Raw genomic sequence first — 21,163 nt, 5'->3', positions numbered from 1 at the left:
TTTATTTTTGCGCTCACGCCGTCTGAAATTTTGTTATTGCCACCGTCAACTTGCCCACAAACGAAAATGGCGTTTTTTAAGCCGTTCAGGCCAATGTTCAATGATATCTGGAGGGTGACAGAGGTCGTTATCTCGTTATACTTTACCCACCCTGAGCTGCGGCCCGGCGCGAATACCTTATACCGCCGACCACTGCGCCACTTGTTTGATCGCGCACCATTTTGTCACCCTCTTTCGGGTGTAGGATAAGACGCACAAAATTTGTTTGTTTTACAGTCAGCCAATTACCGTCACCTGGCGGCGAATGCAAAGGACGTTTATCAAAATGCAAAAAATGACCAACGCAGTGCAAAACTATGCATGGGGCAGCCACGACGCGTTAACCCAGCTGTATGGCATTGCCAACCCACAAGGACTGCCGATGGCGGAACTGTGGATGGGGGCTCACCCGAAGAGCAGCTCTCGCGTAGCCGGTACCGACGGTAATTTGCGCTCGCTGCGCGATGTTATTGATGAAGATCAGCCTAAGCAGCTGGGTGCCGAAGTCGCACGTCGTTTCGGCGAGCTGCCGTTCTTGTTCAAAGTGCTGTGCGCCGATCAGCCGTTGTCGATTCAGGTGCATCCAAGCAAATCCGCCGCCGTAGCGGGCTTCGCCAAAGAGAACGCGGCCGGCATTCCGTTGGATGCTGCCGAGCGTAATTACAAGGATCCCAATCATAAGCCGGAACTTGTATTTGCCCTGACGCCTTTCCTGGCGATGAATGGCTTCCGCGAACTGTCCGACATTGTTTCCCTGCTGCAGCCGATCGCCGGTGCACACCACGATATCGCCGCCTTCCTGCAGCAACCGGATGTCAGCCATCTGTCCGCTCTGTTTGCCAGCCTGCTGGCGATGAGCGGCGAGCAGAAATCGCTGGCGCTGGGGGTGTTGAAAGCCGCGTTGAATAACCAACAGGGGGAAACCTGGGACACGGTGCGCTTCATTGCCGGTTTCTATCCGGATGACAGCGGTCTGTTCTCGCCGCTGCTGCTGAACGTGGTGCAGTTGCAACCTGGCGAAGCGATGTTCCTGTATGCCGAAACACCACACGCTTACCTGAAAGGGGTGGCGCTGGAAGTGATGGCCAACTCGGACAACGTGCTGCGCGCCGGTCTGACGCCAAAATTCATCGATATCCCAGAACTGCTGGCCAACCTGCAGTTCCGCCCGCAACCAGCCTCAGGGCTGCTGACCCAGCCGCAAAAGCGCGGTGACGAACTGTTCTTCCCGATCCCGGTAGAGGACTTCGCCTTCTCGCTGCACGATCTTTCCGCCGCTCCACAAGCATTGGCGCAAGATAGCGCGGCCATTGTTTTCTGCGTTGAGGGTGAAGCAGTACTGAGTAAACAGGATCAGCAACTGGTGCTTAAGCCCGGTGAATCCTGCTTTATCGGCGCTTTCGAATCGCCGGTCAGCGTTAGCGGTACCGGTCGAATCGCGCGTGTTTATAATCTGTTGGCGTAAACACTCGGTAAATTTCCGCAAATTAGTTGCTGAAAGAGTAGCTTACCTTCACAATTAAACGCCTGCGGGCGTTTTTTTGTTGGCCCAAATTTGCCCATCCATCTGCGAGAGACAGATGGCTCAATAAGGATGAACAGAACTATGAAAAAATCGTTAGTCGCTGTTAGCGTCATTGTGGTTCTTGGCGCGGCATGGACCGGGGCTTCCTGGTACACCGGCAAACTGATCGAACAACGGATGGGTGAAGTGGTTGAGAACGCCAACAGCCAGCTGAAAGCCTACCTGCCGAAAGCCGGCGTTAAACTGGGTTATGAGAATTACCAACGCGGTATTTTCAGCAGTAAAATTCGCTATGTGCTGCGTGCCGACGGCAGCGTCACTACCGACGACGCTCCGCTGAAGCCGGGTGACGAAGTGGCGTTCCAGGAAACCATCGACCATGGTCCGTTTCCGTTTGCCCAGTTGAAGAAATTCAACCTGCTGCCAAGCATGGCATCGGTGCACACCGAGCTCGAAAACACCGCAGCGACCAAAGGCCTGTTTGATATCACCAAGGGCAAGTCGCTGTTTACCGCGGAGTCGCGTATTTCCTGCAGTGGCGACACCTCCTCCGCCATTGACGTGATCCCGCTGGATTACCAAAAGGACAAGTCGGCGCTGAAGTTTAGCGGTGCGACCATCAATGCCGATGTGTCACGCGACATGAAAGCCATCACCCTGGACGCCAACAGCGACAGCGCGGTGATCAGCGGCCCGAACCAGTTTGGTCAGACCGAGCAGGTTCAGTTGCTGGGTGTATCACTGAAGAGCCAGACCCATGCCGGGCAGTTCGATCTCAGCCTGGGGAATCAGAACCTGGTGTTGAAACAGATTAAGGTTGCCGTTGACGGTAAAGACACCCTGTTGTTGGACGGCTTTAAGCTGGCGAGCCAATTTGGCGAAAAAGACAGCAACCTGAACGGTCAAATTGATTACACCATCGATTCGCTGAAGGTGCAGAACAGCGACTTCGGCTCCGGCAAGCTGTTGCTGAAAATCGACAAACTGGATGCCAAATCACTGAAAGAGTTCGCCGACCGGTACAACCAGCAGGCGATGGCCATGCTGCAACAGGCGCAAACTATGGATCCGGTGGCTTACCAACAGCAGACCACCGACATCCTGCTGCAGAACCTGCCGCTGTTGTTGAAGGGCAATCCGTCCATCAGCATCGCGCCACTGAGCTGGAAAAACAGCAAGGGTGAAAGCACCTTTACGCTGAATCTGGATCTGACCGATCCAGCGCAGGCCGGCTCCCCGGCAGAATCTCCGGACCAGTTGATTGCTCGCTCGGTGAAAAAGATCGACGCCAACCTGAGTATTCCGGTGGCGATGGCGACGGAAACCACTTCGCAAACGGCCTTACTGCAAGGCTACAGTGCCGAAGAGTCGCAAAAACTGGCGGAACAACAGGTGCAAGGGTTAGCAGCCATGGGCCAGATGTTCAAACTGACCACCCTGAAAGAGGGTGTGATCGGCAGTAGCTTCCACTACGCTGATAACCAGGTTGATCTGAACGGCAACAAAATGTCGCTGCAGGAATTCATCGGCATGTTCGGCCTGTTGGGCGCCCCGGCCGAAGACAGCGCACCGGCACAGGACGCGGTACCCGCCCCTGCACAGTAAAAGCTAATTCACGCTCAAGAGGCCCGACGTTCGGGCCTCTTTTTTATCCCCCGCCCGCTCTTTCCTGCTTTGCCTTTTTTCCTGCCTGGCGTTAATCGTCATCATGGTCAGGCCATATCGTTTTATACACGCTCAGCGCTGGTCGATCGCGCCAAAGCCGCAACCTTCCTTCATAGGCTTAAGCAGGAGATGCTTAGCGAGTGGGTGCGTTTATCCCGTAGACGGCATCGCGGATTTGTTGCGGGTAAAGTCCGCTCATGCCTTCAAAGGCCGTATTGGTCAAGGCTACCACGCTGATCGCCGCTTGCGGATCGTAAAACCAACTGTGGCCATAGACACCGCCCCACTGCAAAGTGCCGTTATGCTGAGGCGTTGCCGCCAACTGCGCATCTTCCAGTACCGCACCGCCGAAACCAAACCCCCAGCCGGGCCCCTGAGTCTCGGCGTGCGACCCGACATGCGCTTGACGCATCAGCGCTGCGGTGGCCGGCTGTAAAATGCCTTCCTTGCCAGTGCGCAAGGTTTCCACCAACTGCAACACATCGTCTGCATCGCCGACCATGCCAGCGCCGCCAGAAGGATAGGCCTGAGCGTCCAGCGCACGCGAGGGTGCCATTTCAATCTCGAAGCCGAACCCTTCCGGCAGGGTCAGCAACATGCCATCTCGTATAGGTTCCGGCTGCGCGGCAGTGTCGTGATACGCCGTTGCCAGATTATCGGCATCGGCGGTGTAAAAACCGGTATTACGCAACCCCAAAGGTTGGGCAACCCAGTGGTTGAACACCTGCGGCAAGGGCTCGCCCGCCACCTGTTCCAGCACCGCCCCCAGCACATCGATTGCCAGTGAATAGCGAAACTCGCTGCCCGGCTCGGCCAACAGATCGGCCTGCGCCAACAGGCGCAGATTCTGCTCCAGCGTTAACGACGACAGTTCCATACCGTCTTTAATGCCGAGTCGATGATACGGTCCTTCCGCAGGCTGACTCAGACCATAATCCAGCCCGGCAGTATGGCTCAGCAAATGACGGATTTTAATTGGCGGGCGAACCCCATCGGCCAGCGCCGGAGTAAACCACGGCAACCAACGGCTGACGGTATCATCCAGCCCCAGCTTTTGCTGTTCGACCATGCGCATGGCCGCCAGCGTAATGTAAGGCTTGGACACCGACGACAGCCGAAATTGGGTCTCACGCCTCATAAGCTTCTTCTGTTCACGATCGGCATAGCCGCTGGCATTGGCGTAAACCACGCGACCGTGCCGAGCGACCAGCACCACGCTGCCAACGATACGCCCTTCCTCAATCGCCCGTTGGCTAACGCCCTGCACTCTTTTTGCTAATGACTGATCCGCTATCGACATGTTTTGTTGCTCTCTGAGGATGATGAAATCAGTCTAAAGCGATTATTATAAAATTAAATGCCGCATTTCTTAACGGATCATTAAGCAGGAATTACTGATAGATGAGCTCACTGTTGCAGCTGCTGCCGTTTTTCGAAGCCGTCGCCCGATTGGGCAGTTTTACTCAGGCAGCCAATCAATTGGGCGTCACGCCTCCGGCTGTCTCGCAAAACATTCAGGCGTTGGAAACCCGCCTGGGCGTACGGCTGTTCAACCGCACCAGCCGCTCCGTGCGGCTAAGCGATGAAGGCCGCTTGTTTTATCAACGGGTGGCTCCGGCTATGGGTCAGATTGACGTGGCGGCCGAAGATCTGCGAACTTTGCGCGGCCGCCCTTCCGGGCTGTTACGCATCACTCTGCCACAGCTGGCGGCTTCGCTGCTGGTTATCCCGCATTTGGCCGAGTTTCAGGCGCGTTACCCCGAGATCCAGCTTGAGCTGTTTACCGACGACCATTTCTCCGATCTGGTGCTGGACAGCTTTGATGCCGGTATCCGTATGCACGCCATGCTGCAAAAAGACATGATTGCGGTCCCCATCGACAACGGTCAGAAACGGGTGGTGATCGCCGCCCCCGGCTATTTGGCGCAGCACGGCACGCCGCAAACACCGCAAGCGCTGAGCGATCACGACTGTTTGCGCTACCGCTTTCCCGGCAGCGGTAAATTCGAACCCTGGTACTTCAAGCAGGATGGCGCGCAGCTGACGCTGGAGGTCGGCGGCAGCCTGATATTTAATGAAGACAGACTGATTAAAGATGCCGCGCTGGCGGGATTGGGCATCACCCAGCGGTTTATCGGCACGGTACACCGTGAACTGAGCAGTGGGCAACTGGTGGAAGTTCTGGCCGATTACGGCAGCGATGCTCCCGGGTTTTTCCTCTATTTTCCCGCCAGTCGACATATGCCGCTCAAGCTGCGCGTGTTTATTGATTTTATGCGCGAAAAACGAGCGCAACAGTCTCCTTTCGAAAACAGCCTTAGCGCGCCCTGAGTCTTTTTTGGCTGCACCGTGACCGAAAATATCGTAATTAACTGATAAATATAAATATATTTTATTTAGCCATTCGATAAATAACCGAGGGGAAATTATTTGACTGATCGTTCCACAATCAATACTATACGGCCTCAACTCATTTAAAGCCCCCCAATCCGCCATGAGTGCTGAAAAACCTATCTATCCAGGTCGTCCGAGACAGTTCGAAGATGAGGATGTCATTGATGCCGCCGTGGCCGTTTTTAGCGTCAATGGCTATGCAGGCACCTCTGCGCAAGATTTATGCAACGGTACCGGGTTGGGGAGAGGAAGCCTATATAATGCCTTTGGTAGCAAGCAAGCTCTGTACGAGCAAGCGTTATTGCGCAGCCATGAACACACCATGTCGGCGCAATTAGCCATTCTCACCCAGCCTGGCCTGGTGAAGGAGCGACTACGTACCCTGCTGCTGTGGGGAATTGCCGAAGATCTCTCGCAACCCGAGCAACATGACGCCATGGTCTTGTTCTCAGCACTGGAGCGAGGCAGCAAAGACCAGGCGGTCGCCAGTCTGAATCAGGAATATCGGCAACGTTTAGAACAAACCCTGGTCGCGGTGTTTACCGAAGGCCAACAAACAGGAGAACTCGGTTGCAAAGCATCCGCGATTGAAATGGCCAGAGGCTTTTTAGCCGGTTATTACGGTTTGCGCGTGCTGAATAAAAACATTTCAGATAGAAACACCCTCGAAGACGTCGTCGCAGGTCTGTTAATCAACTTATAAAACAAAGAAAAATCTCACGCAGAGTATTAAATATTTTTGTAACGATCATTCAAAATCCAGGAGAGCAGTAAAGCTATGCCGTTAGCAGTGTATATATTGGGGTTGGCCATTTTTTCAATTGGCACAGCAGAATTAATGGTGGCGGGCATGATGTCTACTTTGTCCGAAGCCTTTAGCATCACCGTCGGGGAAGTTGGCCATTTAATTTCTTATTATGCCTTTGGCGTAATGTTGGGTGGCCCGGTATTAACCTATTTTTTCTTAAAATTTAAAGCCCCCTATCGAACCACCTTATTGTGGCTATTAGCTCTGTATGTGGTGGTACAAGGTTTGAGTGCCTTTATTTCCGACTATTCTATTCTGGTTGCTATCCGAATTGTGACGGGCATTTTATGCGCTGGGTGTTTGAGCCTCTCGCTGGCAACCAGCATGGCGCTGGTTCCGATACAACACCGCCCGCGCGCCGCTTCAATAGTCATCGGCGGTTTCATGGTCTCTAACGTATTCGGCGTCCCTCTTGCGACTATCATCGATCAACACTGGGGCTGGCGCATCACCTTCGGTCTGGTCGCCGTGTTGGTCTTTATCTGTTTGCTTGCGCTGGTGCGCCTGTTACCCGCAATCGCCGCAGGCAGGACGCTCAAAATGGCAGAGGAAATCAAGGCGTTTAAAAACAAGGCCTATTGGAAAGCCTGCACCACCAGCTGCTTAATTCTGGGTGCCAGCTTCGCGGCCTTCAGCTATTTCGTTCCCGTTTTGGTCGACGTCAGCGGCTTTAGCATGCAGACCGTGCCCTTTATTTTGATGCTTTACGGCCTGGCCAATATTGTCGGTAACATGATCACCGGGCGCTTGGCCTATCGCCACAGTCTGGCGATTATGGTGGTGGGGTTGTCTATTCTCAGCCTGTCGTTGTTCGGCATGGCGTTATTTGCCGAATACCCGTTAATCGCCATTTGCGCGGTAATACTGATTGGCCTATCCGGTGTGCCAATGAACCCTGCCATGATGGCGAGAATTGTTAGCGTGGCGCATCCAGGGCCTATGGTTAATGCGGTTCATACCTCAGTGATTAATATTGGTTTAGGTGGCGGTTCTTATTTGGGGGGAATGGCGATCGCCTCCGGTTATGGTTTGCGTTCGGCGTTGTGGATCGGGATGGCATTGGCAGTATTGGCGCTGTTGTCAATTTTACCCTATTTGCGTCGCGGTCAGCAGGGCTGGCGTTAATTTATAACGAGTGAAGTCAGGGGCGCCGCAGCGCCCCTATTGGTATCAGCGTTTGTCCAGCGCCTGAACAATACGGTAAGTGGCTGCAACCCGGTCATCGTTCGGGAACCATTTATTGGCCAGCATCACCACCGCAATTTTTTGCGATGGAATAAATACCGCATAGGTGGAGAAGCCGCCGGTCGAACCAGTTTTGTTGTACCAGGCCGCGCCCTGATCCTGCTTCGGCGGCGTTATCGCCGTGGCCGGCGCCCCGTTCATGATCATTCCGGCATTGTTGCCTTCCGTCAGCGTCGCCAACTTCTCTGGATACGCATAGCTTTCCCACATCAGATCCTGAGTAAACACCCCGGTGCGGTAATAACCGGTATGGGTGGCCGCCAGCGCCTTGCGCCAAGGATCCCCGACCTTGACCACCTGCATGTTGGCGTCGAGGTAGCGGATCAGATCCTGGGCATTGGATTTGATGCCGTAGGCTTCGGCATCCAATGGCCCCGGCGTGACGCGCACCGGTTGGTCTTTTTTATTGTAACCCTGGGCGTAATTCGCCATTTCTTCGGCCGGCACCTTAATATAAGTGTGATTCATCCCCAGAGCCGGCAGCAGCTGTTTTTCCATCGCCTGGGTAAAGGGCTGGTTCAGGCTCTTGGCGGTAATCATCCCCAGCATACCGATGCCCAGGTTGGAATAAACGCGGTAGCTGCCCACCGCATGCGGCGGCTGCCATTGTTGGTAATAGGCCATCAACTGCGCATCGTTGGTCACGTCATCCGGGACAAACAGCGGCAAACCGGAGGTGTGGGTCGCCAGATTCAACAAGGTGACATGGTCAAAGGCACTGCCGCGCAACGCCGGCAAATATCGACTGGCCGGATCGGCAAACGACATTTTGCCTTCACTGACCGCGTAGGTCGCCAAGGTCGCAGTGAAGGTTTTGCTCAATGAACCAATTTCAAACAGCGTCTGGTTGGTGATTGGTTTGCCGGTCTGCCTGGACGCCACGCCATAGTGATAAAACTGCTGTTTCCCCTCTACCGAAACCGCAATTGCCATGCCTGGAACGGCATATTTCTGCATCAGCGGCTGAATAATGGCGTCAATGTCGGCTTTGTCGGCGGCATGGCCTGCCGGCAGGATCAGTGCGGCGAACAACGCGGCCGCCAAGCGATTTATTTTCGTCATAATGAAGCTCTTGAGTTTTAGGGTATCGGCCGAGGCTAAAAGATTTTGTTGTCATTCGACACAAAGACATCCCTGGTTGATGAAGGTATTCCTTTTCTGACTGCGTGATATCCGCACCAGCTGCGCAAAATATCGGGGTTTAGACATAGATTGACAAGCGATAATAATTTCAGCCAGCATAAAGAAAAACTTATGGCTTAGCTTATGCGCAATCGACTTCCTCTGAATGCTCTGCGGGCGTTTGAATCCTCCGCCCGCCACCTGAATTTTACCCGCGCCGGATTGGAACTGAGCGTTACCCAGGCCGCCGTCAGCCAACAGGTGCGAACGCTAGAACAACAGTTGGGTATTCAACTGTTCCGGCGGCTGCCGCGTGGTCTGGATCTTACCGAAGAAGGACAGGCGTTGCTGCCGATATTGACCGACGCCTTCGACCGCATTGAATCGGTGCTACAGCAGTTCGAAGGCGGGCATTTCCATGAGGTGCTGACGGTGGCGGTGGTTGGTACCTTTGCCGTTGGGTGGCTAATGCCGCGTCTGGCGGCCTTCAGAGCATCGCATCCGTTTATCGATCTGCGTGTCTTGACCAACAATAACCTGGTTAACCTGTCCGCCGACGGAATGGATTTTGCTATCCGCTTCGGCGAAGGACGCTGGCCCGCTACCCACAACCTTAAATTGTTTGACGCCCCGCTGACGGTGCTGTGCCCGCCGGAAATCGCCCAACGCCTTCGCACGCCGCAGGATCTGCAACACGAACTTCTGATGCGCAGCTATCGCAAAGACGAATGGGAGCGATGGTTCACCGCGGCACAGGTCACGCCATGGCGGATAAACGGCCCGGTATTCGACTCTTCGCGGCTGATGGTGGAAGGTGCCATTCACAGCGGCGGCGTCGCCCTGGCACCGGCCCGCATGTTTGCTCGCGAATTACGCGAGGGGGTATTGCAGCGCCCCTTTGCCGCCGAAGCCAATCTTGGTGCTTACTGGCTCACCCACCTGAAATCACGCGATATGACACCCGCGATGAAGATGTTTGTCGGGTGGATACAGCAACAGGCCAATAATGAAGAGTCGGCGTAAATTCAGGCAGAACCGCGTTTAATCAACATTGGTGGCAGGATAACGTTTTGCGGCGGCAACCCGGTATCAGCAATCCGCTGTAGCAAGCGTGAGGCCGCGCTGCGGCCCACTTCACGCGCAGAACTGGAAACCAGCGTCAAGGGCGGCTCGGTCAGTTCGGCTTCCGGAACGTCGCCAAAACCGATCAGGGCCACCTGCTGACCGTAATAGGTATCCACGCCTTCCGAGCCAATACTGCGCCCGCTACGTACGATGCCAAAATAAGCCCCCAGCGCCACCGACGCCTTGTGGCACACCAGTGCGCTGATGTTCGGATACTGGCGCAGCAGATTTTCTGCCGCTTCCGCCGCCGCCCGTTGCTGACAGTCGCACTCGACAATCCATTCGGTGCGAAAAGGCAGGCCGTACTGTACCAACGTGGCGCAAAAGCCCCCCAGGCGCTCGGCGCGGGTCAACGAGCTGCTTTGCCCGCCGAGATAGGCGATTTGGCTGTGGCCGCGTTTGATCAGAAATTCAGTGGCCAGTTTGGCGGCCTGCATATTGTCCGGCCGCACCACGTCTACCCCGTCCAAACCGTTGGAACGTGCCGCACAGACCAGCGGAACCCCCTGCTCTGCGGCTTTTTCCTTCAGCCCCTCGGCCATACGCACGCCGCCCGCCAGCACCATGCCGTCAACGCCGTGCTCCAGCAGGGTATCAAAACAACGCATCAGCCCTTTGCCATCGCGACCGCTTTGGGTCAGGAACAGCACTTTGCCGTGTTCCTCCAGCACTTCACTCAGCCCGGCGGTCATTTCCGCATAAAACGGTTCGCAAATATCACGCAGGATCAGCCCAATCACGCCCGACTCTCCGCCACGCAGCGTCGCCGCCTGACGGTTACGCACGTAGCCCAGGCTTTCAATCGCCTGATTCACCCGCGTTACGGTGGTCGATGAAATGCGCCCTTTGCCACTCAGCACCAGCGAAACCGTGGTGACGGAGACGCCGGCCTGCTGCGCAACATCAGTGATGGTGATCTTTTTGATGGTCATGACCTCGGCGAGCCCGATCCTGGGCATTCTGTCCCCTGGCCACTCAAGGGTAGCAAGCCAGGGGGATGTCTCTTGAAGCAAATGGTATACCGAATCTGTTTGATCAGTAAAACGTTTTACTGGCTCATTCATTCTCACCGCAAAGCAGGCTTTGAAATTGTGATTAGCGGCGCATTTTTGCTAGGTAAAACGTTTTATCTTATTTTTACCTAACAGGGGTACACACCACTTTTGCACGCTTTTTCGCCAGGAGCCGCCGGTTATGCCAGCACCTAAAAAACAAAAAATTACGCTCTGGGAGTTTTTCCAGAGCCTGGGCAAAACATTCATGCTGCCCGTCGCCCTGCTGTCGTTCTGCGGCATCATGCTGGGGATCGGCAGTTCGCTAAGCAGCCGCGACGTCATCACCCTGATGCCGTTTATCGGCCACCCTGCCTTCCAGTTGTTGTTCACCTGGATGAGCAAGATTGGCTCATTCGCCTTCAGCTTCCTGCCGGTGATGTTTGCCATCGCCATTCCGTTGGGCATGGCGCGTGAAAACAAGGGTGTCGCCGCGTTCTCGGGCTTTGTCGGTTTTGCGGTGCTGAACCTGGCCACCAACTTCTATCTGACCACCGCCGGCATTTTGCCCACCACCGATCCGCTGGTGTTGAAAGCCAATAACATCCAGAACATCCTCGGCATTCAGTCGATCGATACCGGCATTCTGGGGGCGGTGATCGTCGGCATTATCGTTTACCTGCTGCATGAGCGTTTTAATACCATTCGACTGCCGGATGCGCTGGCGTTCTTTGGCGGCACCCGCTTCGTGCCGATCGTCACTACCCTGGTACTGGGCCTGTGTGGGCTGGTGATCCCTCTGATCTGGCCGTGGTTTGCCGCCGGCATCAACGGCCTGGGCTGGGTGATTAATGGTGCCGGTGCCTTTGGGCCGATGATTTTCGGTACCGGCGAACGCCTGCTGTTGCCGTTCGGCCTGCACCATATTCTGGTGGCGCTAATTCGCTTTACCGAGGCGGGCGGCACGCTGGACGTATGCGGCCATAGCGTCAGCGGCGCACTGACCATCTTCCAGGCTCAACTCTCCTGCCCGACCACCACCGGCTTTGCCGAAAGCGCCACCCGCTTCCTGTCACAGGGTAAAATGCCGGCATTCCTCGGCGGTCTGCCGGGAGCGGCGTTGGCAATGTATCACTGCGCCAAACCGGAAAACCGCCATAAGATTAAGGGCCTGCTGATCTCCGGCGTCGTGGCCTGCGTGGTCGGCGGGACTACCGAACCGATCGAGTTCCTGTTCCTGTTCGTCGCACCTTTCCTGTACTTCATTCACGCCATCCTGACCGGGCTGGGCTTCACCGTGATGGCGCTGCTGGGTGTGACCATCGGCAACACCGACGGCAACATCATCGACTTCGTGGTGTTCGGCATCCTGCACGGTACCGCCACCAAGTGGTATCTGGTGCCGATCGTTGCCGCCATCTGGTTCGCGGCCTATTACGCTATTTTCCGCTTCTCCATTCAGCGCTTTAATATCAAAACGCCGGGCCGTGAAAGCGAGACTGCCGGCAGCCAAAGCGCCCCTGTCGGTGCGGTAGGCAAATCCGGTTATAACGTGCCGGCAATCCTGGCGGCGCTGGGCGGTAGCGAGAACATCGTCTCATTGGATAACTGCATCACCCGTTTACGCTTGTCCGTTGATGATATGAGCAAAGTGGACGATGCCGCGCTGAAAGCCAACCGCGCGATTGGCGTGGTGCACCTTAACGAGCATAACCTGCAGGTGGTGATCGGCCCGCAGGTGCAATCGGTGAAAGATGAATTAGACTCACTGATAGCCGCCGCGCAACCTGCTGCGGCCCTGCAGGGAGCGTCTCATGTTTGATTTTTCTACCCCGGTCGATCGGCACGGTACCTGGTGCACGCAGTGGGATTACATTGCCGATCGCTTTGGCCATGACGATTTATTGCCTTTTACCATCTCCGATATGGATTTCGCCACCGCACCCTGCATTATCGAGGCGCTGCAACAGCGCCTGCAGCATGGCGTGCTGGGGTATAGCCGCTGGCAACATGAAGATTTTCTCGGAGCGGTACGCCACTGGTATCAACAGCGGTTTGCGACCGCCGTCGACACCAACATGGCCGTGTATGGCCCGTCGGTAATTTATATGGTGGCGCAATTGATTCGCCAGTGGTCGGCACCGGGTGAATACGTGGTCACCCATACCCCGGCCTATGACGCCTTTTATAAGGTGATCCTCGGTAATCAGCGCCAACTGTTGGCCTGCCCGCTGCATCAGCAGGGTAACGACTGGCTGTGCGATATGGCGCACCTGGAAGCCTTGCTGGCACGGCCACAGACCAAAATTCTGCTGCTGTGCAGCCCGCAGAACCCGACCGGCAAGGTATGGCGCGCAGAAGAATTACAGCAGATGGCCGAGCTGTGCGAACGCCACGACGTACGGGTGATCAGCGATGAGATCCACATGGATATGGTCTGGGGGGAAAACCGCCACACGCCGTGGAGTCAGGTCGCCACCACGCCCTGGGCACTGCTGACTTCAGGTTCGAAAACCTTCAATATCCCGGCGTTGACCGGCGCCTACGGTTTTATCAGTGACGATGCCAGCCGCGAGGCTTATTTCCAGCAGTTGAAAGCGCGCGACGGCTTATCTTCCCCGGCGGTGCTGGCGGTGGCGGCGCATATTGCCGCTTATCGCCACGGCGAACCCTGGTTGGATGCGCTGCGTGATTACCTGCAGGACAACCTGACGTACGTCGCCGAGCGGCTGAATCAGGCCTTTCCTGCCCTGGCCTGGCAGCCGCCGCAGTCTACCTATCTGGCCTGGATCGATCTGCGCCCACTGGGCATAGACGATCGCCAGCTACAGCAGGTACTGATCGAACGCGAGAAGGTAGCGATTATGCCCGGTTTCACCTACGGCGAAGAAGGCCGTGGCTTCCTGCGGCTGAACGTAGGTTGCCCGCGCAGCAAGCTTGAGGCGGGCATGGACAAGTTGATAAATGGGTTGAAGTTTGTGTTGGACGAGGTTTGAACTGAGGGGCTGGAAGGCAGGCGAAAGCCTGCCTTTTTTCATTCTTACGGTGTCAACTGCGGGATATCATCCAGACGATAATACACCGGTATTCCCCACTCATTAGCCAGACGCACGTCGTTATCCGCGCCGGCCGACGCCCCTTCGATGCGATAAATAGCCTGGCACTGGGCTATCAGTCGGTGGGCCACCGGATAGAGAAACGCTTCACTCACCGCATCCCCCAACTGGGTCGAACCGGCCGCCGCTGCCAGGGGCAGCGCCAACCATTCGCCGATCACCGGCACATGCCCACGCTGATAGACCGCCAGCGCGGCCTGCTCCAACCAGTGCAAGTTGTCGGCAATGCGCTGTGTATCGCCATCGGTGCCGCTACGGTACGGGCCGGCAATCAGGATCAGTTGGGCGCTCATAAACGCTTCTCCAGAGTGTGGTTTAGGGCAACAAACTGCAGCAGCATGATGGTTTTGGCATCGACAATGGTGCCCTGGCTGACAGCGCGCAGTGCGTCTGCCAACGGCAGTTCCAGCACTTCGAGATCTTCGCCTTCCGCCTCCACCCCGCCGCCATCGCTGACCCGCTCATCGGCCTGGTATTCGCCGACAAAAAAGTGCAGTTTCTCCGTCACCGAACCGGGGCTCATGTAAGCTTCAAACACCTTTTGCACGTTTTGCACGATATAGCCGGTTTCTTCTTCCGCTTCGGCCCGGATGCGTTCTTCCGGCGACGCATTGTCCAGCAACCCGGCGGCAGCCTCTATCAGCATGCCGTCGTGCCCATTGACGAACGCCGGGAAGCGGAACTGGCGCGTCAGCACTACCTTTTGCCTTTGCCGGTTAAACAGCAAAATGGTGGCTCCATCGCCGCGGTCGTAGGTTTCACGGCTTTGTCGCTGCCATACGCCATCGCGACGCAAAAAATCAAAGGTGGTTTTTTTCAGCAAATACCAGTCATCAGACAGTACCCGGGTTTCGACAATGCGAACCCGATCTTGGGTAGCGATCATGGTGCTCAACTCCACAAGCAGGAAAGGAAATTGATACTATCGTGCATTTTCGTGTATGATCAAGATATTTCCTGCAGTGCAAATTTAACGGGAAAACGCCATGCTCACCAGCCAACGTAAAAAAATCATTCTGGAAAAACTGGCTCAGGACGGACAGGTTCTGGCCAAACAGCTCAGCGAGATGTTCGGGTTGTCCGAAGATACCCTGCGGCGCGATCTGCGCGAATTGGACAGTGAAGGCCTATTGCAACGAGTGCACGGCGGTGCGCTGCCGGTTTCCCCGGCCATTGCCACCTTTGCCGAAAGAAACGGGCAGGAATCAGCCGCCAAACGTGCGATTGCCAAAGCCGCGGCGGCAATGATTACCCCTGGGCAAGTGGTAATTCTGGATGGCGGCACGACTTCTGCCGAATTGGTCAGGCAGCTCCCGCCCACGCTGGAAGCCACCGTCGTCACCCACAGCCCCAGCGTGGCCGTCGGTCTGGTAGACCACCCGAAGGTCGAAGTGATCCTGATCGGCGGGCGTTTATATAAACATTCGATCGTCAGCGTTGGCGCAGCCGCAGTGGAAGCCATGTCTCATATTCGCGCCGATATTTATTTTATGGGCGTGACTGGCGTGCACCCTACCGCCGGCCTGAGCACCGGCGATCTCGAAGAGGCTTACATCAAGCGGGCACTGGCAGCACGGGCGGCAGAAACCGTGGTATTGGCCTCGGCCGCCAAGCTCAATGCCGCTTCGCAATATGCCATTGGCGATATTTCCATGGCGCAAAGTATTATCGTCGAGCGCTCCACCGATGTTGCACTGACGGGCCCGCTGGAACAGGCCGGTTTGACCGTGGTTAGAGCCTGAATAACCTCAGTCATTAAATAACTTAATAAATACGTGGCTATTTCTTTTATCCGCGTATTTATTAACGTCACACTCAGCGTATCGAATAAAAATGCGAGAGTTATCACACTTCATTAAACTTATTTCTTTGCTCCTCGCCATTGATGCCGGTAATACCGGCCTTAACGCGACGTGAACGCAACTCGTTGATTATTAATGATCATCATCTAAAAACCTCGAAGCCGCCAAAAATAAAATGAGATCTCCTTCGCAAAATTAATCCTGCCGGCAAGCCTGTCAAGGCCATCCATAAAAATATTTGTGATTGTTTTGTGATATCGCCTGCAAATTTTACCGATGCCAAAAATGACAATGAGCTCCACGGAATTGGCTGGAGACAGGTATATGAAGATTGGCGTAGTAATAAGCGGCGGCGATGTCACCGGGATCAATAACTTTATTTTCCAGGTCGCCAGGTTGGCGCAGGCAGATATCATTCTGTTTAACGGCGGCATCCCCGGATTATTGGCTAATCAGCACCATCCTATTGCCCAACGCGATTTGGTTGATTTCTCCATTTCATCAATGCCGATAATCTCTTCCGGCCGCACGGCCAAGAAATTGACGGCTGGAGAATATGAAACCATCAGCAAACAGCTTAAGGCCTTGCACATAGACGTGCTTATTATGGCCGGTGGTGACGGGTCGCTGCAGTTTTTAAATACGCTCAGTGAATTCGGTATTAACTGTTTTGGCGTGGGGATGACTATCGACAATGACGTTTTCGGCAGTCATTACAGCATTGGCTTTTCCACCGCCTGCGAACAGGTGATAAAAGAAGTCTCAAAACTGAGAAACACCGGACGCGCCCTGCCCGGACGCGTGTTCATGATTGAGCTGCTGGGCGGCTACTGCGGTGAGTTGACGCTGCAATCGGCCATCAAATCCAATGCGGATTTTGCCCTGATCCCGGAATGCCAATATGCCTTGAATCAGCTGGCAGAAAAAATAACTCAACGACTTGAGCAGCAAAATAGCGTGATTATTTTGTGCTCAGAGGGTTATACCAAAGAATACTCGCCCGGTTTTCAAGGCGCTATCGACACCATGATAAAACAATTGGAGCCAAAAATTGGCGTGCGTATTCGTAAAACGATTATGGGCTACGGTCTGCGCAATGGTGAACCGACCGGCGAAGAGATTTATCAGGGGACCATTATGGCCAGCGAAGTGGTTCGCTGTATTTATTCAGGAATGAAGAACAAGGCAATCATTATTAATGCCGGCAACCAACCTATTCCCATCGATTTAATCAGCATGCAGAAACGTTTGGTTGATACCGAAGGACACCATTACAAACTCGCCAGGCAATTAAATATAATCTGAGGAGATACCCATGCTTAAAATACTGTGCGTATGTGGCTGTGGCCTCGGCTCCAGCTTTGCCATCGAAATGAGCGCAAGAGCGGTGCTGAAGAAATTAGAGATTGAGGCAGATATTGATCACACTACTATCTCTGAGGCCAGCGCCTTTAAATCAGATATTATTCTTACCCAGAAAACCTTCGCCGATATTTTAAATGCCGACGCCAGCGAAGAGGAAAAGAAGCGGGTCATTATTCTGCATCGGCTTACCGATAAAGTGGAAATTGAGCAAAAGATCGTGGCCTTCCTGAAAGAACGTGACATGAAGGAAACCCGCCATGAATAGTCTGATTGACTTTATCGTCAAAGATCTGTTGGGCCAGGCTTCCATTCTGGTCGCTTTTATCGCCATGCTGGGGCTATTGCTACAGAAGAAATCCATCGGCAAAGTGGCCGAAGGCACCTTCAAAACCCTGCTGGGTTTCCTGATCATGATGGCGGGCATCAACATTATTGTCGGTGCCTTGACCTATCTGAACAGTATATTCACCCAAGGGTTCGGCATGACCGGTTATATCACCGACGTCGCCGCCATCGCCGGCCTGGCCAACCGCGAGTTGGGTTCAGAAGTGGCGCTGACCCTGATGGTAATTTTCGCGGTGAATATCATCATTGCGCGCATTACTCCGTTCAAATACATCTTCCTGACCGGCCAGGCATTGCTGTGGATGGCCACCATAGGGGCAGTGATCGGCTACAAGGCCGGGCTGACCGGCATGCCGCTGATTCTGACCGGCGGCATATTCGGCGGCGTGATGGCGGTTTTGATGCCTGCGCTGGCCCAGCCGGTGGTGCGCAAAATCACCGGTTCGGACGATGTGGCCTTGGGGCACTTCTGCACCATCGGTTATCTGGTACAGGCTGCCGTCGCCAAGGTAGTCGGTAAGGGCTCCCGCTCTACCGAAGACCTGGAGCTGCCCGATAACTTCAAGTTCCTGCAGGACACCTACCTGTCGATGGCGGTGGTGATGATCCCGATGTATCTGATCCCGGCGCTGGCTGCCGGTCCGCAGTATATCGTCCAGTATGCCGGCGGCATGAACTACCTGATGTATTCCTTTATGCAGGCCATCCAGTTTGTCGCCGGCGTATTTATCCTCTATAGCGGCGTACGCCTGCTGCTCAATGAGCTGGTACCCGCCTTCCGCGGTATCGCCCTGCGCGTCGTGCCGGATGCCAAACCGGCGCTGGACTGCCCGGTGCTGTTCCCTTACGCCCCCAACGCGGTGATCGTCGGCTTCCTCGCCACCACCCTTGGCTCAATCATCGGCATGATCGTTTTCCCAATGTTCGGTCTGGCGATGATCCTGCCCGGTCTGCTGACCAACTTCTTCGCCGGCGGCACCGCAGGCATCTTCGGTAATGCGCTCGGTGGCCGTCGCGGCGCCATGATTGGCGGGGTGGTTCATGGCCTGTTTATCACCTTCCTGCCGGCCATTCTGGTACCGATGCTGGAAAGTTACGGCTTTGTCGGGGTGACCTTCAGCGACTCCGACGTCATCAGCAGTGGGCTGGTGATGGGACATGCTTTCCAGGGCAACTGGCTGTTCATCGCCCTGTTCATCGCCTTCGTCACGCTGATTGCGTGGTTTGTTAACGGTAAATCAACCAAGCACCATGAGGAAAAAGTCCATGAAACTCTATAATTTCAACGAGCTGTTGTCAGTGGCCAAAGCCCGAGATTTCAAGGCGATAGGTTCATTCAATCTCCACTGTCTGGAAATGTTACCGGCCTTTTTCAAAGCGGCCAAAAGTATGCGCAGCCCGTTGATGATCCAGATTTCGACCGGTACTGCCGAATATTTGGGTTACAGGCTGCTGGTTGATTCGGTACGTTCTCTGGCCCAAAGCGAGGATGTTCCCACCTGCCTGCATTTGGATCACTGCTCTGACATTGCCTCCATCGAGACGGCGATTGACGCAGGCTTCAGTTCGGTAATGTATGACGGTTCGCACCTGGAAATAGATGAGAACATCGCCAATACCCGTCGAGTGATCGACATTGCTCGCCAACATAACGTGTCGGTAGAAGCCGAATTGGGTGCCATCGGCGGCTCCGAAGACGGTAAGGCGGTGGCAGAAGAGGATATCTGCTTTACCACGGTGGAAGATGCCAAACGCTTTGTCGATGAAACCGGGGTCGATATGCTGGCGGTCTCGGTAGGCACCGTCCACGGGCTCTATACCGGCAAGGCGCATATCCAGCACCAGCGTCTGGCGGAAATCACCGCCGCCACAGGTACCCCGCTGGTGCTGCATGGCGGTACCGGCGTCAGCGATGAGGATATGCGGCTCGCGGTAGCCGGTGGCATCGAGAAAGTGAACGTGGGCACCGAGATGAACGTGCAATGGGTAGACCGATGCAAACAAACCTTTGAAAAGGGCAAGGTCAATGACAGCGTGCGCAAATTCCTGATCCCCGCCAACAATGCCGTTACCCAGGTATTAACGGAAAAGATCGGCCTGTTTAAATAATCACTGCCCTATTTTCTTTTTTATAAAACCCACAACCCTGGTGCCCCGGCGCCCGTCGGGGCTGGAAAGTTCACGCTTAATTTGTGGAGAAGGTCATGTTTAATTTTATGAAAAGCCCGCGAAACAAAGAACTTGAGCACGGCCTACAGAATGCCGAAGCCAATGAAATATCAGCCGAAATTAATGTATTAGAACAGCAGTTGGCCACAGCGCCGGCGGATGGCGAAATTCATAAGGCTTTAATGCTGGCTTATAATCGCGCATTAAAGATTTATGCCAAAAATAAAAGCTATCGCCAGCAGATCGATGGGATTTTTATTAAAATGGATGAGCTGCGCAATATTATCAGGAAGTCTCTTTGAGGGAATATGATGACGATTAAACAACTGCTGATAGAAGCCGGTGCGATACAGGTCGGCGTGCAGGAAACCGACTGGAAGAAGGTAATTGAGCTGGCAGCCCGGCCCCTGGTCGAAAACGGTTATATTCACGCATCCTATTATCAGGCGGTGATCAGCAATACGCTGGCCCATGGGGCTTATTACGTGTTCGACGAAGGCATTGCCATTCCCCATGCGCGCCCGGAATGCGGCGTGATCAAAAACTGTTTCAGCATGGTGCTGCTGGAGCAGCCGATCGCCTTCGAAGACAGTGAAGAGGCCGACATCGTGATCCTGTTCGGGGCGACCGACAGTAACAGCCACATTGAGGAAGGCATCCGCGCGATTGTGGATTTGCTGGATAACAAGCCGCGGCTCGAGCGGTTACGCGCCGCAAAACTCTGGCAAGAGGTGGTGGAAATATTATGACTTCGACAGATAGCGACGGTAAAACCGTTATTTTGGTCAATGGCGTTCCGGCTTCCGGTAAAAGCACCGTTGCCCGCGCGCTGGCGCACCATTTTGATCTGCCTTATCTCTCCCTCGACGGTATCAAAGAACCTTTTATGGCACGCCTGGATAACATAAACCGCGAACTGAACCGTCAGTTGGGTTATGCCGCATACCAGGCTATCTGGTCAATGGTGGCGCAGGCGCCCCTGCGCTGCATCTATGTCATCGACGCCTGGTTTGGCTTTCAGTCCAGAGAACAGCTACGCCAGTACCTGCGCGAGGCGGGCGTGACGCAAGTTTTGGAGGTGTGGAACCAAATATCCGGTGAACTGGCCGCAGAACGCTACGCCGCCCGTACCGGCCAGCGTCCCAAAGGCCACCCCGGCGCGGAGTACTTGCCCGAACTGCGGGCGCTGGCCGATCGCGCCATGCCGATGGCCCTGGGCCCGGTGCTGCGTATTGAGCAGGCAAAACCGCTGGACATCGACAGGGTTAACCACTGGCTGGTGCAGCACGGCGTCGGCGATATCCAGGAAAAAAACATCGCAAAACTGAGGGTCGGATAAGCTCTGTTACCGACATCAATGCGGGAGTGGCGCGCTCCCGCATTGGCGCATAAATGCAGCAACCAGCAACATTAATGTGATTGCCGTCACTTTTTTATGCAACACAATGGCA

At 54.8% G+C, this 21,163-nt stretch carries 21 protein-coding genes; 16 read left to right on the top strand and 5 right to left on the bottom strand.

Annotated elements, in window-relative coordinates; genetic code table 11:
• Positions 1-325 precede the first annotated feature (325 nt).
• Together manA and AC1RKG_RS01420 are read left to right on the top strand one after the other, a co-directional pair.
• Positions 326-1,504 carry a mannose-6-phosphate isomerase gene (manA, locus tag AC1RKG_RS01425; RefSeq protein WP_128864961.1) on the top strand — a complete coding sequence of 393 codons (1,179 nt, stop codon included), beginning with the start codon at positions 326-328 and terminating at the stop codon, positions 1,502-1,504.
• Between the two features lie 141 nt (positions 1,505-1,645).
• A complete protein-coding gene (locus tag AC1RKG_RS01420; RefSeq protein WP_493181765.1) occupies positions 1,646-3,169 on the top strand; it encodes a YdgA family protein in 1,524 nt (507 codons plus the stop codon).
• 193 nt (positions 3,170-3,362) lie between these two features.
• On the opposite strand, the gene AC1RKG_RS01415 is transcribed toward AC1RKG_RS01420, so the two are convergent.
• Complete coding sequence (locus AC1RKG_RS01415) at positions 3,363-4,529, bottom strand: serine hydrolase domain-containing protein (RefSeq protein WP_493181763.1); 1,167 nt, start codon at positions 4,527-4,529, stop codon at positions 3,363-3,365.
• Between the two features lie 101 nt (positions 4,530-4,630).
• Between AC1RKG_RS01415 and AC1RKG_RS01410 the strand changes: the two genes are divergently transcribed.
• From AC1RKG_RS01410 to AC1RKG_RS01400, 3 genes are all read left to right on the top strand, one after another.
• Positions 4,631-5,560 (top strand): LysR family transcriptional regulator, encoded by a 930-nt coding sequence (locus tag AC1RKG_RS01410; protein WP_493181762.1) that lies wholly within the window; start codon positions 4,631-4,633, stop codon positions 5,558-5,560.
• A gap of 163 nt (positions 5,561-5,723) precedes the next feature.
• Positions 5,724-6,326, top strand: a complete 603-nt coding sequence (locus AC1RKG_RS01405) for a TetR/AcrR family transcriptional regulator (protein ID WP_493181761.1) — start codon at positions 5,724-5,726, stop codon at positions 6,324-6,326.
• A 75-nt stretch (positions 6,327-6,401) separates the two neighbouring features.
• A complete protein-coding gene (locus AC1RKG_RS01400; protein WP_048760933.1) occupies positions 6,402-7,556 on the top strand; it encodes an MFS transporter in 1,155 nt (384 codons plus the stop codon).
• A gap of 45 nt (positions 7,557-7,601) precedes the next feature.
• Here the strand turns inward: AC1RKG_RS01400 and ampC are convergent, their stop codons facing one another.
• The gene (gene ampC, locus AC1RKG_RS01395) at positions 7,602-8,738 is read right to left on the bottom strand and encodes a cephalosporin-hydrolyzing class C beta-lactamase (RefSeq protein WP_130015675.1); all 1,137 of its coding nucleotides are present in this window, start codon (positions 8,736-8,738) and stop codon (positions 7,602-7,604) included.
• Positions 8,739-8,942: 204 nt separating this feature from the next.
• On the opposite strand from ampC, the gene AC1RKG_RS01390 reads away from it, so the two are divergent.
• Positions 8,943-9,821, top strand: a complete 879-nt coding sequence (locus AC1RKG_RS01390; protein ID WP_493181758.1) for a LysR substrate-binding domain-containing protein — start codon at positions 8,943-8,945, stop codon at positions 9,819-9,821.
• 2 nt (positions 9,822-9,823) lie between these two features.
• Here the strand turns inward: AC1RKG_RS01390 and AC1RKG_RS01385 are convergent, their stop codons facing one another.
• Positions 9,824-10,855: a Mal regulon transcriptional regulator MalI gene (locus AC1RKG_RS01385; RefSeq protein WP_046373658.1), complete on the bottom strand. Its 1,032-nt coding sequence runs from the start codon at positions 10,853-10,855 to the stop codon at positions 9,824-9,826.
• Between the two features lie 262 nt (positions 10,856-11,117).
• On the opposite strand from AC1RKG_RS01385, the gene malX reads away from it, so the two are divergent.
• Positions 11,118-12,737 (top strand): maltose/glucose-specific PTS transporter subunit IIBC, encoded by a 1,620-nt coding sequence (gene malX / locus AC1RKG_RS01380; protein ID WP_048760927.1) that lies wholly within the window; start codon positions 11,118-11,120, stop codon positions 12,735-12,737.
• Positions 12,730-13,911 carry a MalY/PatB family protein gene (locus AC1RKG_RS01375; RefSeq protein ID WP_493181756.1) on the top strand — a complete coding sequence of 394 codons (1,182 nt, stop codon included), beginning with the start codon at positions 12,730-12,732 and terminating at the stop codon, positions 13,909-13,911. Before malX ends, AC1RKG_RS01375 begins: the two co-directional genes overlap by 8 nt.
• Positions 13,912-13,955: 44 nt before the next feature.
• Here AC1RKG_RS01375 and AC1RKG_RS01370 read toward each other — a convergent pair whose 3' ends face one another.
• A complete protein-coding gene (locus tag AC1RKG_RS01370) occupies positions 13,956-14,324 on the bottom strand; it encodes an NUDIX hydrolase (RefSeq protein ID WP_493181755.1) in 369 nt (122 codons plus the stop codon).
• On the bottom strand, positions 14,321-14,917 hold the full coding sequence (locus AC1RKG_RS01365; protein WP_261448424.1) for an NUDIX domain-containing protein: 597 nt from the start codon (positions 14,915-14,917) through the stop codon (positions 14,321-14,323). Before AC1RKG_RS01365 ends, AC1RKG_RS01370 begins: the two co-directional genes overlap by 4 nt.
• A 100-nt stretch (positions 14,918-15,017) precedes the next feature.
• Between AC1RKG_RS01365 and AC1RKG_RS01360 the strand changes: the two genes are divergently transcribed.
• The 8 genes from AC1RKG_RS01360 to AC1RKG_RS01325 all read left to right on the top strand — a co-directional run bounded on the left by AC1RKG_RS01360 (position 15,018) and on the right by AC1RKG_RS01325 (position 21,051).
• Positions 15,018-15,773 carry a DeoR/GlpR family DNA-binding transcription regulator gene (locus tag AC1RKG_RS01360; RefSeq protein ID WP_020826733.1) on the top strand — a complete coding sequence of 252 codons (756 nt, stop codon included), beginning with the start codon at positions 15,018-15,020 and terminating at the stop codon, positions 15,771-15,773.
• Positions 15,774-16,157: 384 nt separating this feature from the next.
• A complete protein-coding gene (locus tag AC1RKG_RS01355; protein WP_048760914.1) occupies positions 16,158-17,138 on the top strand; it encodes a 6-phosphofructokinase in 981 nt (326 codons plus the stop codon).
• Between the two features lie 10 nt (positions 17,139-17,148).
• The gene (locus tag AC1RKG_RS01350) at positions 17,149-17,463 is read left to right on the top strand and encodes a PTS sugar transporter subunit IIB (RefSeq protein WP_020826731.1); all 315 of its coding nucleotides are present in this window, start codon (positions 17,149-17,151) and stop codon (positions 17,461-17,463) included.
• Positions 17,456-18,823 (top strand): PTS sugar transporter subunit IIC, encoded by a 1,368-nt coding sequence (locus AC1RKG_RS01345; RefSeq protein ID WP_129982929.1) that lies wholly within the window; start codon positions 17,456-17,458, stop codon positions 18,821-18,823. Before AC1RKG_RS01350 ends, AC1RKG_RS01345 begins: the two co-directional genes overlap by 8 nt.
• Entirely contained in the window at positions 18,810-19,652 is an 843-nt protein-coding gene (locus AC1RKG_RS01340) for a class II fructose-bisphosphate aldolase (protein ID WP_493181752.1), read from the top strand. The genes AC1RKG_RS01345 and AC1RKG_RS01340 overlap by 14 nt, the downstream gene beginning before the upstream one ends.
• A gap of 95 nt (positions 19,653-19,747) precedes the next feature.
• On the top strand, positions 19,748-20,014 hold the full coding sequence (locus AC1RKG_RS01335) for a hypothetical protein (protein ID WP_258089746.1): 267 nt from the start codon (positions 19,748-19,750) through the stop codon (positions 20,012-20,014).
• Positions 20,015-20,023: 9 nt separating this feature from the next.
• Positions 20,024-20,461 carry a PTS sugar transporter subunit IIA gene (locus tag AC1RKG_RS01330; RefSeq protein WP_041415363.1) on the top strand — a complete coding sequence of 146 codons (438 nt, stop codon included), beginning with the start codon at positions 20,024-20,026 and terminating at the stop codon, positions 20,459-20,461.
• The gene (locus tag AC1RKG_RS01325) at positions 20,458-21,051 is read left to right on the top strand and encodes a P-loop nucleotide/nucleoside kinase family protein (RefSeq protein WP_493181750.1); all 594 of its coding nucleotides are present in this window, start codon (positions 20,458-20,460) and stop codon (positions 21,049-21,051) included. The genes AC1RKG_RS01330 and AC1RKG_RS01325 overlap by 4 nt, the downstream gene beginning before the upstream one ends.
• Positions 21,052-21,163: the final 112 nt, after the last annotated feature.

The sequence above is a fragment of the Serratia sp. GW822-FHT06D09 genome (genome assembly GCF_058799515.1).
Note: the sequence above shows the minus strand (reverse complement) of the source record. Positions and strands in the feature narration are given on the sequence as shown.

Excerpts from the sequence above, each read along its gene's own strand:
- manA (WP_128864961.1), top strand. The coding sequence starts at position 326 with ATGCAAAAAATGACCAACGCAGTGCAAAACTATGCATGGGGCAGCCAC.
- AC1RKG_RS01420 (WP_493181765.1), top strand. The coding sequence starts at position 1,646 with ATGAAAAAATCGTTAGTCGCTGTTAGCGTCATTGTGGTTCTTGGCGCG.
- AC1RKG_RS01415 (WP_493181763.1), bottom strand. The coding sequence starts at position 4,529 with ATGTCGATAGCGGATCAGTCATTAGCAAAAAGAGTGCAGGGCGTTAGC.
- AC1RKG_RS01410 (WP_493181762.1), top strand. The coding sequence starts at position 4,631 with ATGAGCTCACTGTTGCAGCTGCTGCCGTTTTTCGAAGCCGTCGCCCGA.
- AC1RKG_RS01405 (WP_493181761.1), top strand. The coding sequence starts at position 5,724 with ATGAGTGCTGAAAAACCTATCTATCCAGGTCGTCCGAGACAGTTCGAA.
- AC1RKG_RS01400 (WP_048760933.1), top strand. The coding sequence starts at position 6,402 with ATGCCGTTAGCAGTGTATATATTGGGGTTGGCCATTTTTTCAATTGGC.
- ampC (WP_130015675.1), bottom strand. The coding sequence starts at position 8,738 with ATGACGAAAATAAATCGCTTGGCGGCCGCGTTGTTCGCCGCACTGATC.
- AC1RKG_RS01390 (WP_493181758.1), top strand. The coding sequence starts at position 8,943 with ATGCGCAATCGACTTCCTCTGAATGCTCTGCGGGCGTTTGAATCCTCC.
- AC1RKG_RS01385 (WP_046373658.1), bottom strand. The coding sequence starts at position 10,855 with ATGACCATCAAAAAGATCACCATCACTGATGTTGCGCAGCAGGCCGGC.
- malX (WP_048760927.1), top strand. The coding sequence starts at position 11,118 with ATGCCAGCACCTAAAAAACAAAAAATTACGCTCTGGGAGTTTTTCCAG.
- AC1RKG_RS01375 (WP_493181756.1), top strand. The coding sequence starts at position 12,730 with ATGTTTGATTTTTCTACCCCGGTCGATCGGCACGGTACCTGGTGCACG.
- AC1RKG_RS01370 (WP_493181755.1), bottom strand. The coding sequence starts at position 14,324 with ATGAGCGCCCAACTGATCCTGATTGCCGGCCCGTACCGTAGCGGCACC.
- AC1RKG_RS01365 (WP_261448424.1), bottom strand. The coding sequence starts at position 14,917 with ATGATCGCTACCCAAGATCGGGTTCGCATTGTCGAAACCCGGGTACTG.
- AC1RKG_RS01360 (WP_020826733.1), top strand. The coding sequence starts at position 15,018 with ATGCTCACCAGCCAACGTAAAAAAATCATTCTGGAAAAACTGGCTCAG.
- AC1RKG_RS01355 (WP_048760914.1), top strand. The coding sequence starts at position 16,158 with ATGAAGATTGGCGTAGTAATAAGCGGCGGCGATGTCACCGGGATCAAT.
- AC1RKG_RS01350 (WP_020826731.1), top strand. The coding sequence starts at position 17,149 with ATGCTTAAAATACTGTGCGTATGTGGCTGTGGCCTCGGCTCCAGCTTT.
- AC1RKG_RS01345 (WP_129982929.1), top strand. The coding sequence starts at position 17,456 with ATGAATAGTCTGATTGACTTTATCGTCAAAGATCTGTTGGGCCAGGCT.
- AC1RKG_RS01340 (WP_493181752.1), top strand. The coding sequence starts at position 18,810 with ATGAAACTCTATAATTTCAACGAGCTGTTGTCAGTGGCCAAAGCCCGA.
- AC1RKG_RS01335 (WP_258089746.1), top strand. The coding sequence starts at position 19,748 with ATGTTTAATTTTATGAAAAGCCCGCGAAACAAAGAACTTGAGCACGGC.
- AC1RKG_RS01330 (WP_041415363.1), top strand. The coding sequence starts at position 20,024 with ATGACGATTAAACAACTGCTGATAGAAGCCGGTGCGATACAGGTCGGC.
- AC1RKG_RS01325 (WP_493181750.1), top strand. The coding sequence starts at position 20,458 with ATGACTTCGACAGATAGCGACGGTAAAACCGTTATTTTGGTCAATGGC.